The organism is Agromyces selenitireducens, from assembly GCF_052748465.2.
Genome location: NZ_CM188259.1, coordinates 2,855,364 through 2,871,121, shown reverse-complemented (window position 1 = coordinate 2,871,121; position 15,758 = coordinate 2,855,364). Strand labels below are relative to the sequence as shown.

The 15,758-nt window shown below is 75.0% G+C and carries 7 protein-coding genes; 2 read left to right on the top strand and 5 right to left on the bottom strand.

The window, feature by feature from the left end; genetic code table 11:
- Nucleotides 1-2 precede the first annotated feature (2 nt).
- Nucleotides 3-2,795 carry an FtsX-like permease family protein gene (locus ACULK4_RS13410; RefSeq protein ID WP_445966082.1) on the bottom strand — a complete coding sequence of 931 codons (2,793 nt, stop codon included), beginning with the start codon at nucleotides 2,793-2,795 and terminating at the stop codon, nucleotides 3-5.
- Nucleotides 2,792-5,836 carry an FtsX-like permease family protein gene (locus ACULK4_RS13405; protein ID WP_445966304.1) on the bottom strand — a complete coding sequence of 1,015 codons (3,045 nt, stop codon included), beginning with the start codon at nucleotides 5,834-5,836 and terminating at the stop codon, nucleotides 2,792-2,794. The genes ACULK4_RS13410 and ACULK4_RS13405 overlap by 4 nt, the downstream gene beginning before the upstream one ends.
- Before the next feature lie 440 nt (nucleotides 5,837-6,276).
- Here ACULK4_RS13405 and ACULK4_RS13400 point away from each other — a divergent pair, with 440 nt between their 5' ends.
- Both ACULK4_RS13400 and ACULK4_RS13395 read left to right on the top strand, forming a co-directional pair.
- Nucleotides 6,277-8,181, top strand: a complete 1,905-nt coding sequence (locus ACULK4_RS13400; protein WP_445966081.1) for an ABC transporter ATP-binding protein — start codon at nucleotides 6,277-6,279, stop codon at nucleotides 8,179-8,181.
- The gene (locus ACULK4_RS13395; RefSeq protein ID WP_445966080.1) at nucleotides 8,178-9,983 is read left to right on the top strand and encodes an ABC transporter ATP-binding protein; all 1,806 of its coding nucleotides are present in this window, start codon (nucleotides 8,178-8,180) and stop codon (nucleotides 9,981-9,983) included. Before ACULK4_RS13400 ends, ACULK4_RS13395 begins: the two co-directional genes overlap by 4 nt.
- Before the next feature lie 144 nt (nucleotides 9,984-10,127).
- Here ACULK4_RS13395 and ACULK4_RS13390 read toward each other — a convergent pair whose 3' ends face one another.
- The 3 genes from ACULK4_RS13390 to ACULK4_RS13380 form a co-directional block, all read right to left on the bottom strand.
- Nucleotides 10,128-11,459, bottom strand: coding sequence for a type III PLP-dependent enzyme (locus tag ACULK4_RS13390; RefSeq protein ID WP_445966079.1), 1,332 nt, complete (start codon nucleotides 11,457-11,459; stop codon nucleotides 10,128-10,130).
- Nucleotides 11,456-12,028: a hypothetical protein gene (locus ACULK4_RS13385; RefSeq protein WP_445966078.1), complete on the bottom strand. Its 573-nt coding sequence runs from the start codon at nucleotides 12,026-12,028 to the stop codon at nucleotides 11,456-11,458. Before ACULK4_RS13385 ends, ACULK4_RS13390 begins: the two co-directional genes overlap by 4 nt.
- Before the next feature lie 87 nt (nucleotides 12,029-12,115).
- A complete protein-coding gene (locus ACULK4_RS13380) occupies nucleotides 12,116-15,727 on the bottom strand; it encodes a DUF3376 domain-containing protein (RefSeq protein ID WP_445966077.1) in 3,612 nt (1,203 codons plus the stop codon).
- Nucleotides 15,728-15,758 lie beyond the last annotated feature (31 nt).

Here is a 15,758-nt window from a genome sequence, read left to right as displayed (position 1 = left end):
GGTCAGCCTTCCTCCTCCTTGCGCATGGCGCGCGCGGCGGTCACGCGGCCGCCGATGTGCGCCGCCGCTGCCGCCGCTGCGGCCGAGACGATGACGGATGCCGCGACCACGGCGCCGACGAGCACCCAGTCGTAGGTCACCGCCGGCGCCTCGGCGCCACCGGTGAACGATCGCAGGTCGACGCCCTGCAGCACCACGAGCGGCACGGTCGCGCCGAGCAGCACGCCCGCGACGACCGCCACCGCGGTGACCGGCGCGATCTCCCACGCGACGATCCCGCGCTCCCCGCGGCGGCCGAGGCCGAGCGTCGCCAGGAGCGGCAGCAGGCGGGCGCGCGCGGCCTGCCCCACGAGGAGGGCGAGCGCGAGCGCGAGTGCGGTGAGGAGCGTCGCGACCACGATGGCGGCGACGAGTCCGGCGCGCAGGCCGCCGGCGTCGGGCGTCGAGCCGATCTCGGCCGTGAGCCGCGCCGCGCTCGTGGCCGTGGCCCCCTCGCCGGCGATCTCGGCGAGGCGGGCGCCCACGGCATCGGCGTCGCCTCCCGGGGCGAGCCGGACGAGGACGCTGCGCGGCACGAGCGTGTCGACGAACGGGGCCGAGTTCACTCGGTCGATGAGCGCCCACGCGGTGCGCGTCGTGAACGGACCCTGCGCCCCGGCGGTGTCGACGACGTCGATGGCACGCCCTTCGAGCTCGACGTCCTCGCCCGCGTCGATGAGCTCGGCGACCGGCCCGGATACGAGGATCGGCGCCGCCTCGCGTTCCTCCGAGAGCCGTTCGGGCAGGGCGAGCGCGTCGAAGCGACCCTCCTGCACCAGGGCGAGCTCGTCGCGGTCGACGACGATGAGGAGGAGGGGCCGGTTGCGTCCGTCGATCTCGAGCACCGCCGGTCGGGCGGAGTACACGGGGGCGATCGCCTCCACGCCGGGCGCGTCGCTCATCTCGGCGAGCTGCGCGCGCGTCAGTGGGACCCCCGCCACGACGACGTCCGAGCCGGCCCGCCGCTGGCTCGCCGTGTCGGTCCCGGCCTCGAGCGTCGAGAGCATGACCGCCGAGGTCACCGCGACCGACATGCCGACCACGACCGCGAGCACGGGCACGAGCCCGGCGCTCGGGTCGCGCAGGGCACGCGCCGAGCCGAGGAACGGCACGAGGTCGCGGCGGTGCGACATCCGTCGCACGAGGGCGGCGAGGGGCAACGGGTAGAGGCGGAGGACGAGCACGCACGCGGCGAGGGCGAGCAGGAGCGGTGCGGCCGCGAGGAGCGGATCCACGCCGACGCTCGCGGCGCCGGCGGTGCCGCGTTGCCACAGCAGCACGACGGAGACCGCGGCGGCGATGATCACGAGCGCCTCGGCGACGACACGGAGGCGGCCGGCGCGGGACGCCCCGAGGTCGGCGCGCGCGCGGCGGAGCGGGCTCAGCCCCGGGGCCCGGGCGACCAGCACGGCTGCGGGCGTCGCCGCGAGCAGGGCTGCGAGCGGCCACCCGGCGATCGCGTCGGCGTCCGGCGTGAGCGCGACGCCGATCGCGACGCCGAGCACGGCGGAGGGGATGCCGATCGCGAGTCCCTCGAGCAGGAGGATGCCGCGGAGCTGGCCGGGCGACGCACCTCGTGCGGCGGCGAGCTCGAGGCCCGTCCGCCGGCGCTCGAACACGACCTGTGCCGCCAGGACGAGCACCGCGACGGTCACGCCGAGCGGTCCCGAGGCGACCGTCGCGAGCACGGTGTCGACGGATGCCGCGTCGGTCGTCGCGGCCACGAGCTCGTCGCGCAGCCCCGAGGTGAAGCCCACCGTCCCCACGGTGCGGACGTCGAGGTAGGGGACGAACGTGCCAGGCGGAGCGTCGGGCAGTGCGACGGCGACGGTGCGACCCGATCCGAGCGCCTTCTCGGTGCTCGCGAGCTCGCCGAGCTGAGCGGCGATCCGGGGCGCGTCGACCGCCCGGACGGCGTCGGCGTCGACGGGGATCCAGGCGTCCATGCGCAGCGCGAGCGCGAGCGGCGCGAAGTCGGGCCAGGACGCCGGGTCGAGCCATCCGACCGCGGTGTACTCGGGCGGAGCCAGGCCGTTGTCGACGACCGACGCCCGCAGGCCCGTCGGCACGTGCGTCCAGTACCCGTCGCCGGGGTCGATGGCCTGCACGGTGCCCGCGAGGCGGACGCCGACCGGAATGCCGCTGTAGTCGATCCGCCGCACGTCGCCGATCGCCCAGTCCATGTCCGCTGCGACCTCCGCGCCGAGGACGATCTCCATCGGCGCCGCGCGCGCCTCGGCGAGCGGACCGGGCAGCGGCGCCGGCCACGCTCCCTCGACGAGCCGCACGTGCTCGCCGAGCCGGGGGTCGAACCCGGGCTGGATGCGGTAGACGGGACTCGCGATGCTCGCGCCGGGGACGTTCGCGCGGACGGGCCCCGACACGGCGACCACCAGCGGATCCTCGGTCGCGGCGCGCAACGGCTGGGGGAGTCCGTCGCGGATCCCGCGGAGCCGATCCTCCTGCCCGCCCCACACGGCGTCGACGTCGTCGGGCATCGTCGTGCCGAGCTCGGAGGCGCCGATGTCGGGCCCGAGCGGCGTCGTCGTGGCGAGGTCGATCTCGACGGCGGGGCGCGCGGCGAGTCGTTCCGAGAGCGCGTCGGTGTGGACGCCGGCGACCGCGCGGGGCACCGCGACCGCGAACGCCGCGGCGGCGCAGACCAGCAGGGCCACGGCGATCGAGGGCAGCGGACCGGACACCCACTGGCGGAGCAGGAGTCCGGCCGCGGACGTCCGCGAACGATGCGCGGTCATCGGTCCTCGCCTCCCGGGAGCGCGGTGAGGGCGCGGACGCGGACGGCGCGGGCGGCCGCGACCGCCACCGCGACGCCGCCCGCGGCGAGCACCGCGACCCCCAGCGCGAACGGCAGCCAGGAGGGCGCGAACGAGGTCGCGAGTCCGGTCGCTGCGCCGGGCACGGCCGCGCGACCGAGTTCGGGCGCCGTGAGCAGCGCCACGACGAGGCCGATCGCGACGCCGATCGCAGTGGCCGTGAGCGCCACCCCCAACAGCTCGGTTCGTCGGGCGGCGGCCTGGCCGCGCGCGGTGGTGCCGAGCGCGCGAAGGACGGCGACCTCCCCGGCGCGGGCCGCCGCGAGCGCGGCGACGAGTCCCGCGAGCGCGACGAGCGCGAAGCCGGCCGCGCCCGCGGCGCCGATCCACAGTGCGGTGAGCGCGGGGGCGACCGCGGCGGTGCTCGAGGCGTCGGCCCGGATGTCGACGTCGAACCCGGCGCTCCGGTCGTCGAGCAGCGTCGAGGCCGTCGCGGCCGGGTCGTCGGACGCGATCCAGACCTCGGTGTGCTGCGGGACGCCCGCGCCGCTCGCGAATGCCGAGGCGCCGATCGCGGCGAGGTCGGCGAGGATGGCCGGTTCGGCCCCCGCGACGACGGCGACCACGTCGGCGACCTCGGCGCGGACGGTCGCGCCGCCGGTCTGGACGCGGAACTCGATCGGGTCGCCGGGACTCGCGTCGGTCAGCGCGGCGAGACGGCGATCGATCACGACGGGAACGACCGCGTCGGCCGCGGCGGCGGCGATCCGGTCGGCGGGCGACGTCGACGAAACGGTCATCTCGCCCGAGAGACCGGTCGACCCTCCCGGCTCGGCGATGACGTCGGCGACCGTCACCACGAGGTCGCCGCCGCCGCCGGTGAGCCGGGCCTCGACGCCCAGGAGGGTGAGGCCGTCGAGGTCTGGCGCGGTCGCCACGGGGGCGGGTCCGCGACCCGGCGCCGCCTCGCCCGCGGGGATCCGGTGGGCGACGCCGTCGGCGTCGAGCAGCCAGACCGCCAGGGCCGCGCGCCCGGCGCCCGTCCCGGCGTCCGCTTCGATCACCGGTGCCGCGACGGGGTCGGCGGATGCCGCGTCACTGACCTGCACGCCCAGCAGCACCTGGGACCCGGGCGCGACCGCCGGACCGCGCTCGCCCGCCGAGAGCGCGGTCGCCACGGCGGGCGGCAACGGAGTCCCGGCGGCGGGCGCGGCATCCGCCAGTCGCTCGGTCGGAAGCGCCACCAGGCCGGCCGGGTCGGATCCGACGCGGACCTCGCCGCGGAACACCGGGATCGCGGCGGTGCCGCCCGACCCGGCGCTGTCGGCGTCGAAGCCCGCCGACGGGTCGTCATCGGCGACCACGGACCGCCCCGGGAGGGCCACTCGAACCTCGCCTCCGAGCTCGGCCGCGGCCGCGGCCCGGTCGAAGGCCCGCCAGGAGCCGTCGACCGAGGCGGTGAGCGCGAGCCCGCCTGCTGCGAAGGCGAGCACGAGCACCGCCGACGCGTACAGGGGAGTGCGGCGGGCGAGCTGCCGCGCCGGGAGTGCCGGCACGAGTCCGGGCCGGGTCGCGCCCCAGCGCTCGAGGAGCCTGCCGGCGCCGCCCGCCACGGCGACCGCGGACACGGCCAGCGCGAGCAGGACGAGCACCGGAGCGAGTGCGGCGAGCGGGTCGACCCGGGTCGACCCGCCCGCCGACGGCACGAGCGGCGAACCGTACAGGCGGAACTGCCACAGCGCGATGGCCGCGAGGGCGAGGAGCACGACGACGCCGCCCGCGGTGAACGCGCGCCGGGTGCGGCCGGTCTCGTCGCCGGATCCGCGGACGACCGGCCTGCGCGCCTCCGCCCATGCCGTGCCGGTCAGCACGCCGGCGACGACGAGGAGCACGCCGCCGCCGACGAGCCACGGCAGCGCGGGCAGCGTCGACGCGAGCGGCGCCGCGACGGAGAGCGCGAGGGTGCCGGCCAGGGTGCCGACGACGACGGCCGGCGCCGCGATGGCGAACGCCTCGACCGCGGCGTCGCGCGCGACGGTCGAGGGGGAGGCGCCGCGCGCGAGCAGGAGCGTCGTCTCCCGTCGCCGTTCGGCCGCGAGCAGTGCGGCGAGGCGCACGAGCGCGACCAGCCCAGCGACACCGAGCAGCAGGAGCGGCAGGGGCGCGAGCGCGCGCACCGCATCGAGCCCGGCGAGCAGCCGGTCGAGGCTCTGGTCCAGCCGGCCGCTCTCGATGATCCCGTCGCCGCCGAGGTCGGGCTCGTTCGCGAGCGCTGGGGTGACCGATGGGAACGCGGCGCGCAGCGCCGCGAGCGACGCCGCGTCGGCGGTCGTCGCGTCGGCGACCACCGTCCAGCGGACCGTGGTCGCGCCCTCGACGTCGGCGAGCGCGGCCTCGTCGACGAGCACCGGGCCGAACGCATCGTCGGCCGCCCCCGAGGACACGAGCGGGTCGCCCGCCCACGCGGGGTCGGCCGGGTCGACCGGCGCCCAGAGGCCGACGACGAGCAGGCGCGCGCCCTCCAGCTCGACCACGGAACCGCTCTCGAGTCCCGTCGCGGCTGCGGCACCGGCGTGCACGGCGGCCGGCAGGGCGTCGACGGATGCCGCGGCGTCGGCCGCCTCCGCGTCGTCGGGCCAGGCGCCCTCGACGAGGTCGGCGCGCGCCGGCGCGGCGGGGTCGGCGAGGAGCACGACCCGGAGCGGATCGCCGCCGAGCGCGGCGATCGGGGCGGTCTGCACCGAGCGGCCCCACGAGGCGGAGTGCGGCGCGACGAAACGGTCGAGCACTCGCGCCGCGGCATCCGCCTGCGCCGTCGCGTCGCCGGCGAGCCGGGTGTGCCAGCGCGCCGCCCCGTCGGAACCCTCGGCCGCGACGACGGCCGCGCGTGCGGCCGAGGTGGGCGCGGAGACCAGGATCCCGAGCACGACGGCGAGGAACGCGGTCAGCAGGAACGCCACGGTGGCGACGCCCGCGAGCACGCCGAAGCGGGCTCGCGCTCGCGCGAGCATCACGCGCGCCATCGCCACGCGACCTCCTCGTCGGACGGATCGCACGCGCGGAACGCAGGGAACGCCGGGTGCCGGCGCGTGTTCGGGTCGAGAAAGCGTACTTCAGAATCGGCTCTTGCGCGCCACAGCCCCCGACCCATAATCTGAAGGGCTGGCCGCGCGGGGAACCATCCGCACGGCCGTGGGATCGTGATCACGACGCAGGAGGACGACATGCAGACCACCGACACTCTCGCCCGCACAGTCGCGGCGTTCGGTACTGCCGTCCCGACCTCCGCCACGGTCCACGCCGGCTAGCTCCGACCGGGTCCGTCCGCCGGCACGACGCCGGCGCCTCCCCGCGGGGACCTGAACGCCCCGCCGCCCGCGCGCCCCGACGCGCGCGCATTCGCGTCTCTCCATCGACGAGGTCTCCGCTCGGGCGACCCGTCGCGCATCCGGAAGGAATCCGCGTGACCGCCACGCACTCCCAGCTCCACCCTCCCCACGCGCAGCGCACCGGCACGGTGCGCGCCCTGCTGCGCCTGCGCGCCTACGCGCGCCCCGCGATCCCGTGGATCCTCGCGGGCATGGCCGCCTCGCTCACCGCGCAGCTGGTGGCGCTGTCGATCCCGCAGGTGCTGCAGGCGATCGTCGACGGCCCGCTGACCGACGGCGACGCGGCATCCGTCGTACCCCTGGCGCTGCTCGTCCTCGGACTCGGCGTGGTCGAGGCGCTGCTCGTCGCGCTGCGCCGCTGGTTCGTGCTGAAGCCGGGCACGCGCGTCGAGGCGTCGATGCGCAACGCGCTGTACGCGAGGCTGCAGGACCTGCCCGTGAGCTTCCACGACCGGTGGCCGAGCGGGCAGCTGCTCTCGCGCGCGATGAGCGACCTCAACCTGATCCGCCGGTGGATGTCGTTCGGCCTCGTGCTGCTCACGGTGAACCTCATCGTGATCGTCATCGGGATCGGCATCCTCGTGTCGATGAACTGGATGCTGGGACTCGCGTTCCTGGTCGCGTCGCTGCCGCTGTGGGTGGTCGGGTACCGGTTCGAGGGCCGCTACTCGGAGGTGTCGCGCCGCAGCCAGGACCAGCAGGGCGACCTCGCGACCGCCGTGGAGGAGTCGGTGCACGGCATCCGGGTGCTGAAGGCGTTCGGACGCGGCAAGCACGCGCTCACCACGTTCCGCGCGCAGGCCGAGACGCTGCGCTCGACCGAGCTCGAGAAGGGCCGGCTCGAGGCGGCGATCTGGTTCTGGCTCATCGTGATCCCCGCGATCGCGCTCGCCGTGTGCCTGGCGCTCGGCGTGTGGCTCGCCGCGCAGGGCCAGATCACGGTCGGCGAGCTGGTCGCGTTCTTCGCCACGGCGGGCGTGCTGGCCTGGCCCATCGAGTCGATCGGCTTCCTGCTCGCCTGGACGCTCGACGCGCGCGCCGCGACCGACCGATACTTCGACATCCTCGACAGCCGCAACGACATCGTCGACCCCGAGCGACCGGTGTCGATCGAGCGTCCCCGTGGCGAGCTCGCGTTCCGCGACGTCCGCTTCCGATACCAGGACTCGCCCGAGCGCTTCGGCGACCTGCTCGACGGCGTCGACCTCGTCGTGCGCCCGGGCGAGACCATGGCGCTCGTCGGGCTCACCGGCTCCGGCAAGACCACGATGACCGCGCTCGCGACGCGCCTGTACGACGTGACGGGCGGCGCCGTCGAGCTCGACGGCGTCGACGTCCGCGCACTCACGCGCGAGGAGCTGCGCCGCCACATCGCGATGGCCTTCGAGGACGCGACGCTGTTCTCGGCGTCGGTGCGCGACAACGTGCTGCTCGGCCGCCCGGAGCTGACCGGCGACGCGGCATCCGACCCGGATGTCGCGGCCGAGGCGGAGCGCGTGCTCGCCGAGGCCCTGCAGATCGCGCAGGCCGCGTTCGCCCACGGGCTGCCCGACGGCCTCGACACGAAGGTCGGCGAGGAGGGCATGAGCCTCTCCGGCGGGCAGCGGCAGCGCCTCGCGCTCGCCCGCGCGGTCGCCGCGAACCCGGCGGTGCTCGTGCTCGACGACCCGCTGTCGGCGCTCGACGTCGCGACCGAGGCGAAGGTCGAGGCGGAGCTGCGCCGCGTGCTCGCCGACACCACGGCACTCATCGTGGCGCACCGGCCGTCGACCGTCATGCTCGCCGATCGCGTCGCGCTCCTGGAGGACGGGCGCGTCACGGCGGTCGGCACGCACTCCGAACTGCTCGCCACGAGCGAGCACTACCGCTTCGTCATCTCGAGCCTCGTGGACGAGGAGCGGGGGCGGCAGGCCGAGTCGGCCGACCGCATCGACGCCGCGGAGACCGGACTCGACGAACGAGAGGAGGTGGCCCGATGACCGTCACCGGTGTCGCCGGCGAGGAGCGCCACGACTTCACCAGGGCCGAATCGAAGCACATCCGGCAGCGCTCGGTGCGCCTGCTCGGGTCGCTGCTGCGCCCCGTGCGCGGAACGCTGTGGCTCACGATGGCCGTCGTGCTCGTCTCGACGCTCGCGCAGGTCGCCGGGCCCGCGCTCATCGCGTACGGCATCGACACGGGCCTGCCCGCGCTGGTCGAGGGTGAGTGGATGCCTGCGGCGTTCGCGGGGTTCGCGTACCTGTTCACCGGCGTGGTCGGCGCGTTCCTCATCGCCTGGTACATCCGCCTCGCCGCGCGCATCAGCCAGGCGGTGCTGATCGACCTGCGCACGCGGATCTTCCTGCACACCCAGAAGCTGTCGCTGGAGTTCCACGAGTCCTACACATCGGGCAGGATCATCTCGCGGCAGACCAGCGACCTCGATGCGATCCGCGAGCTCCTGGACGAGGGCGTGAACGCGCTCGTGCGCGGCGCGCTCTACATGGGGTTCACGGGGGTCGCGCTCGTGCTGCTCGATCCCGTGTCGGGCCTCGTGCTCGCAGGTTCGCTCCTGCCGCTCGCGCTGCTCACGCGCTGGTTCCAGCGGCGATCCCAGCGGCTGTTCCGTCGCTCGCGGACGGCATCGGCCAACCTCATCGTGCAGTTCGTCGAGACCATGACCGGCATCCGCGCGGTGCAGGCGTTCCGCACCGAGCGCCGCAACCAGCAGGAGTTCGGGCGCCTCGTCGAGGACTACCGCCAGGTCAACGCCCGCGTCATCCAGCTGTTCGGCATCTACGACCCCGGCCTGATCCTGATCGGCAACGTCGCGGTCGCCATCGTGCTGCTCGTCGGCGGGCTGCGGGTCATCGACGGCCAGCTCGAGATCGGCGTGCTGCTCGCGGCGCTGCTGTACACGCGCCGGTTCTTCGACCCGCTGGAAGACATGGCGATGTTCTACAACGGCTACCAGTCCGCGTCATCCGCGCTCGAGAAGATCTCGGGCGTGCTCGAGGAGTCGCCGAGCGTGCCCGACCCGCGCGATCCGGTCGACCTGTGGAAGGCCGACGGCCGGGTGCGGTTCGAGGGCGTCGAGTTCGCCTACACGCCCGAACGGATGGTGCTGCCGAGGTTCGACCTCGAGATCCCCGCGGGGCAGACGATCGCGCTCGTCGGCTCGACGGGTGCCGGCAAGTCCACGCTCGCGAAGCTCATCGCCCGGTTCTACGATCCGAGCGACGGCGTCGTGGAGCTCGACGGCGTCGACCTGCGCCGCCTGCACCCGAAGGACCTGCGTCGCGCGATCGTCATGGTCACGCAGGAGGCGTACCTGTTCTCCGGGTCGGTCGCCGACAACATCCGGCTCGGCAAGCCGGACGCGACGCCCGACGAGATCATCGCCGCGGCCCGCGCCGTCGGGGCGCACGAGTTCATCGAGGGCCTGCCCAACGGGTACGACACCGACGTGAACAAGCGCGGCGGGCGCGTCTCGGCCGGGCAGCGCCAGCTGATCTCGTTCGCGCGCGCGTTCCTCGCGGACCCGGCGGTGCTGATCCTCGACGAGGCGACCTCGTCGCTCGACATCCCGTCGGAGCGCGCGGTGCAGGACGGCCTGCAGACCCTGCTCGCCGACCGCACCGCGGTCATCATCGCGCACCGCCTGTCGACGGTCGCGATCGCCGACCGCGTGCTCGTCATGGAGCAGGGGCGCATCGTCGAGGACGGTTCGCCCGCCGAGCTCATCTCGGGGTCGGGACGCTTCGCCAAGCTGCACGCCGCCTGGCGCGACTCGCTCGTGTAGGCAGGCGGCGGGGCGGATGTCGCGGGCTCGCGCCCGTGGCATCCGCCCGGCTCGCCCCGCGCCGCCGTCGCCGCGCCACTTGCCGTGCGCTGCATCTCCTGTGAACCGGGGTCGGGGCGGCGGCTGGAAACGGAGGGAGCGCCGTCACGCGCGGGGGAGGACCACGACGGGGGTCGGCGGAATCCCGTTGAACCCGGTCGCGGTGGCCCACGTGTAGGCGCCCATCATCGGCGAGACGAGCAGGTCGCCGTCGGCGAGCGGCGGCAGCGGCAGGCGCCGGGCGACGACGTCGACGCTGTCGCAGGTCGGCCCCGCGAGCGTGACGGGCACGCGCGTCCTGGTGATCACGCGTCGCATCGCGCGTTCGGCGGCATCGTCGCCGGCCGGCTCGACTCCGAGCTCGGTCGCGGCGAAGACGAGCGCGTGCACGTCCTCCGCGGGGATGTTCGAGTACGCGCCGTACAGCCCCTCGTCGAGGTAGTGCCAGCGGCCGTCGGCACGGTCGCTCGTGCCGATCACGCGCGTGACGAGGGTCATCGCGGGCGCGGCGACGAAGCGGCCCGGCTCGACGACGACGCGCACGTGCGAGGGTACGGCCGCGAGCGACGAGCGGATGCCGCGGGCGAGCTCCCCGAGCGGCGGCACGGGTTCGTCGTACGCGACCGGGAAGCCGCCGCCGAGGTCGAGCAGCTCGAAGCGGATGCCGTGCCGCGCCTCGAGCGCGCGCATGAGCTGCAGCGTCGTCGCGATCGCCCGCCGCCACGGCTCTGCCGACGTGGTCTGGCTCCCGACGTGGAACGTGAAGCCGCGCACGGGCAGCCGTGCCGCGAGGCACCGCTCGACGAGCGCCGGCGCATCCTCCGGCGCCACGCCGAACTTCGACGACAGGTCGGACTTCGCACCGGGGTTCGGGAACGACAGCCGCACGAGCACGCCCACGTCGCCGCAGGGCAGTCCGGCGAACTTGCCGATCTCCGACGGGCTGTCGACGACGAACGTGCGGATGCCGCGCAGGTACGCGCTCGTGATGTCGGCCACGGTCTTCACGGGGTGGGTGTGGAGGCATCCGCCCACGGGCACGGCGTGCCGCTCGAGCAGGTCGACCTCGCCGCGCGAGGCGACCTCGAACGACGCGCCGGACGAGTGCACGGCGTCGATCACTGCGGGGTGCGGGAGGGACTTGGTGGCGAAGTGGATGCCGACGCCGGGCAGCTCGCGGCGGAGCTCCCGCAGCTGCGCCACGACCCGATCGGCGTCGAGCAGGAGGAGCGGGGACCCGTGCGCGCGGACGAGGTCGCCGAGCCGGATGCGGTGGGCGTACGCCGCGAGCTCGCGACGCACGACCTCGCGGTGCGGCGGCTGCTGGGCCGACGTCGCGACGTCCGGCACCCGGCGACGGCGTTCCGGCCGGCGCTGCCGCTCGGCGGCGACGCCCGTCACTCGAGGATGCGGGCCCGTGCGGGTGAGGATGCTCATCGCAACGCCCCCTCGAGGTCGGGCACGGCGGACGGGGTGGTCCGCGTGCGGCGGCCGGCCGTGGCATCCGTTCGCCCGTCGGGCAGGATGACCCGGCGGCCGAGCTCGAACGAGACGATCGCGACGACGTAGAACACCACGTCGGCGGCGAGCTTGCCGACGAGCCACGCCGTGGGGTTCGGCCCGAGCCAGGCGGCCGCGGCGATGAGCAGGGCGGGCCGCGCGACGAAGGTGTCGAGCACCTCGGCAGGGCCGAACTCGGCGAGCATCCCGCGCAGGGTCAGTGCCACCGCGAGCGCCGCGCGCCCCGATCGGCGGCGGACGCGCGCGACGCGCAGCGAGGCGAGGTGCCCGCGGATGCCGCGCGCGACGACGAGCGCGTAGTAGCCCACGCCTTCGGCGACCGTGCCGGCGACCGCGGCGACCACGATCGAGCCGCTCGCCTCGTACGCCGCCCAGGACCCGGCGACCGCGGCGATCGTGCCGAGCACCTCGAGGGGCAGGTATCGCGCGACCCACTGCGCGACGCGTCGGCGACGCGTGCGACCTGCTCGACCCGGATGCGACATGCTGCGAGCGTCGCAGGGACCGGGCCCCGCCGGATCCGGAGGGCCCCCTCGGATCCGTCGGTGGCGCCCCTGAGATCCGACCGGCCGTCAGGCGAGCGGGGCGCGCTCGACGTCGTCGCACACGCCGGAGGACGCCCCGACGAGTTCCGGCATCCACCACAGCACGTTCGCCCACGCCACGATGAAGACCGCGGCGGCGACCGCATCGGCGAGCAGCTCCGCCGCCCCGGCCGTCGCGTACGCGTCGGCGAACCAGTAGGCCAGTGCGGCGAACCCGACGGATGCCACGGTCACCGTGACCCAGTTCACCAGTCGGGTCGCGGCGATCTCGGCCCCCTTCCGGCCGATGCGCAACCAGCCCCACGTGAGCGCGATCGTGACGGCCGCGGCGCCGACGGCGAGGACCGGGAGGTTCCACGAGCCCTCCGGCGCGAGCCACTGCGGGAGCGCGTCGACGAGGTCGAGCCAGAACTGCACGAGGGGCAGCAGCCCGCCGAAGACCCCGAAGACGGCGACCATCGCGATGGTGCGCGCATCACGTCCGGGGATCGGTGCGCGTCGAGCCGCGGACGCGAGCCTGCGGGCCACCGCACCGAGCACCGCCGTGACGCCGATGCAGAGCCCGATCAGGAGGAGGTTGCTCTGCAGGAGCGCGATCACGAGCGGAACGACGCTCGCCGTCGCCACGCCCGCCATCACGTACGCGCGCCGCCGCGCGGTGACGCGCGCCGTCTCGACCTCGTCTCCGAGCGCCCCACCGATGGCCTCGGCGACGCCCTTCCATCGTCGCTGAACGGCGACGACGCCGCCCCACGTCGACGCGACCGCGACGGAGGCGACGAGTGCGACCACGAGCGCCCACCCGGGCCGGACGGCGTCGATCGAATCCCAAGTGAGCGGCCAGGCGACGGCAGCGACGAATCCGGCCACGAGCGCCAGCCGGGGCGGGTCGGCGACAGCGGGCAGCGCGACGAGCAGAGGCCGGAGGACGGCGAGCACCGACCACGCGAAGATCTGCCACGCGCGACCGACCGGCTGCACGAGCACCCGGTCGAGCAGGCGCACGGTGCGCGAGGCGATCGCGAAGCGGTAGGCGGGCGCGAGGTTCATCACGGTGTCGGTGCCGGCGCGCAGGCGGCCGCGGAGCGCCCTCGGGTCGGTGGGGAGGGCCGGGAGCTCCGGGGTCGCCTCGCTCGCGGCGGCGTCCTCGGCCGCCGTCTCATCCTCGTCCTCGTCGCACAGCGACCGGAGCGACGACACCGGCTCGAACGGTGACAGCCGGGACGCCACGTAGGCCGGCTCGGCCGCTTCCTCGAGCACCGCGTCCTGCAGCAGCCGCACCGCGGCATCCGTGCCGACGCGTCCCGGTGCGAGCGAGTCGAAGAACCGAGCGAGGCCGGCCGCGGCGTCCAGGCGCCCCCACCACCAGTCGTTCACGCGCCAGTCGCGCGCGAGGAAGCCGTAGAAGTTCCCGAAGCCGTACCCCGCGAGCTTGGTCTGCCGGTCGATGAGCGGCTGCTCAGTGGCGGAGCGCACGTCCGACGCGATGCCCGCGATGCTGCGCGCCGGATCGCGCAGCGCGCGCCCGAGGAGCGCGTACCGGCGATCGGCCTCGAGGGCCGTGAAGTCCGCCGGAGCCGCCGGCGCCTCGTCGACGCCGATCGCCCAGTACCGCACGTGCGACAGGGCTGCGGGGATACCCGCCGCGTGGTAGAGCGGCGGCAGGTGGTCGGCCGACAGCGTCTTGGTCGTGGCGAGCGGTCGCCACGCGGAGCCCGACCAGGTGGGCGAGAGCCTGCGCTCGCCGCGCTCGGCCTCGGCCTCGACGCGGGCGCTCGTGAGCCCGAGCAGCGCCACCGCGCGGTCGAGGGCCTCCCACTGCTCGGTCGTCCTGATCCGAGCGGATGCCACGAGCCACGCGTCGATCCACTCGTCGACCTCGTCGGCGGTCGGCGCACGGCGTTCCGCGGCGATCGGTTCCGCGAGGCCGAGCACGCGCGCCGTGAGCTCGTCGCGCCATCGGATGGCGTGTTCGAGGGCGTTGTACGCCGCACGACGGACGGACTCGAGATCGATCGCCTGGCGTGCGCCCGGGTGCGCGGGCATCGACTCGAGCGCGCGCGCCCATCCGAGCACGCAGTTCGCGGCGTCGGCGAGCGCGAGCGGCGACCTGGCGAGCTTCGCGGTGTCGGCGACGCCCAGGGCGGAGAACCGCCGTCGCGTTGCGGGGCCGAGCGCGGCCAGGCGGCTGCGGGGGATGGGCCGGTACCGACGTCGGCTCGGCAACGAGGAGCCCAGCTGCCACAGGCTGGGGGCGGCGATGGTCTCGGCGAGGTGGTCGGCGAGATCCGCGGCCATCGCGCGAACGTATGCGGCGCGGCGGGCTTGCACGGCGTCGGGGGTCCATGCCGCGCTCGCCACGAGCGGTGCGGTGCCGTCCAGGCGGGCGGCAGCGACGAGTCGTTCGGCGTTGAACCGCTCGAGCTCGGCCACCTCGCGGGCGACCGACTCGCTTCGCATCTGCTTGGAGACCATGGCCCGGAGGGCTCGGAAGAAGCGCGACGCGTTCGCGTCCCATTCCGTCTCGCGGCCCACGGGCGGGTCGGGTTCGGGGTCGAGGAAGAGCATGACCCGGTCGGCGCGCCGCTCCGAGATGCGCGAGCGCGCCGACCGCAGCGCGCGCTCGATGGGCACGTTGTCGAAAACGGCACCGTCGACGATGCGGTACGGAGTGCCGGACTGCTCACGATGCGCGGCGAACGCGAAGCGCATGCCGCGTTCGGCTGCGTCATCCGGCTCGCCCGCGGTGCCGCCCCAGGAGTCGACGTGCGCCGGCTCGAACCCGCCGGCGAGCGATGACGTGGAGCGGGCGGCGAGCGCCAGCCGCTGCAGGCTCGCCCGGTCATCGCCGAGGCGGGTCGCGTCGATGCCGTCCTCCTTTCGGGGGATGCGGTTGTCGAGGAGGTGGTCGTCGCTGCCGATGAATCGGAAGTGCCCCCGCCCCTCGTTGGCGTCCTCCTCGTACGCGTCGTCGGCGTCGATCACCGTCGCGGACAGGTCGACGCCCGTGTACGGCGCGACGAGGTCGGGGTGCCGCTCGTCGGTGTCGTAGATCGTGGTCAGCGCCTCGAGCACCTTGGGTCGGAAGTACCCCTCTCCCTGCATGAGCGCGACGATGCCGCCGCTTCCCGGCGGATGGAGCAGACCCCAGAAGCCGCCGACCTTCGCCCAGGTGTCGAGCAGACGGTCGAGACCCGTGCCCGCGCGCTGCGCGACGGCGTACACGACGGCGTTCAAGCCGCCGGCGCTGGCACCCGCGAGCAGGTCGAATTCGACCCGGTCGTATCCGGCGACGTCGAGCATCTCGGCATACGCCTGAAGGCGCGCGAGCACGGGCGGCGTCAGCGGGCGGCCCGCCGGCTCGGGGACGAGCGCGAGCGTGCCCCGGTCGGTGTCGTAGAGGCGGATGCGACGGATCAGATCGAGCTCCGCCACGGCGCCGCCGATCCACACGGCGAGACTCACCCCGCCGCGCATCGCGAGCGCGATCCGCATCGTGCGATTGAATGACGGGACGGCGTGCCTGGCGTGCGCGACCGCCTCCACCTGTTCGTCGGGCCCGACGACGACGAGCTCGACGGGGCGGTCCGACGCGGTCACGCCGCCGGGTCGGGTCGGTTCCGCATCGTTCGGGACCATGGGCGTCGCTCCTCGGGTGCTCGGGCGCCGG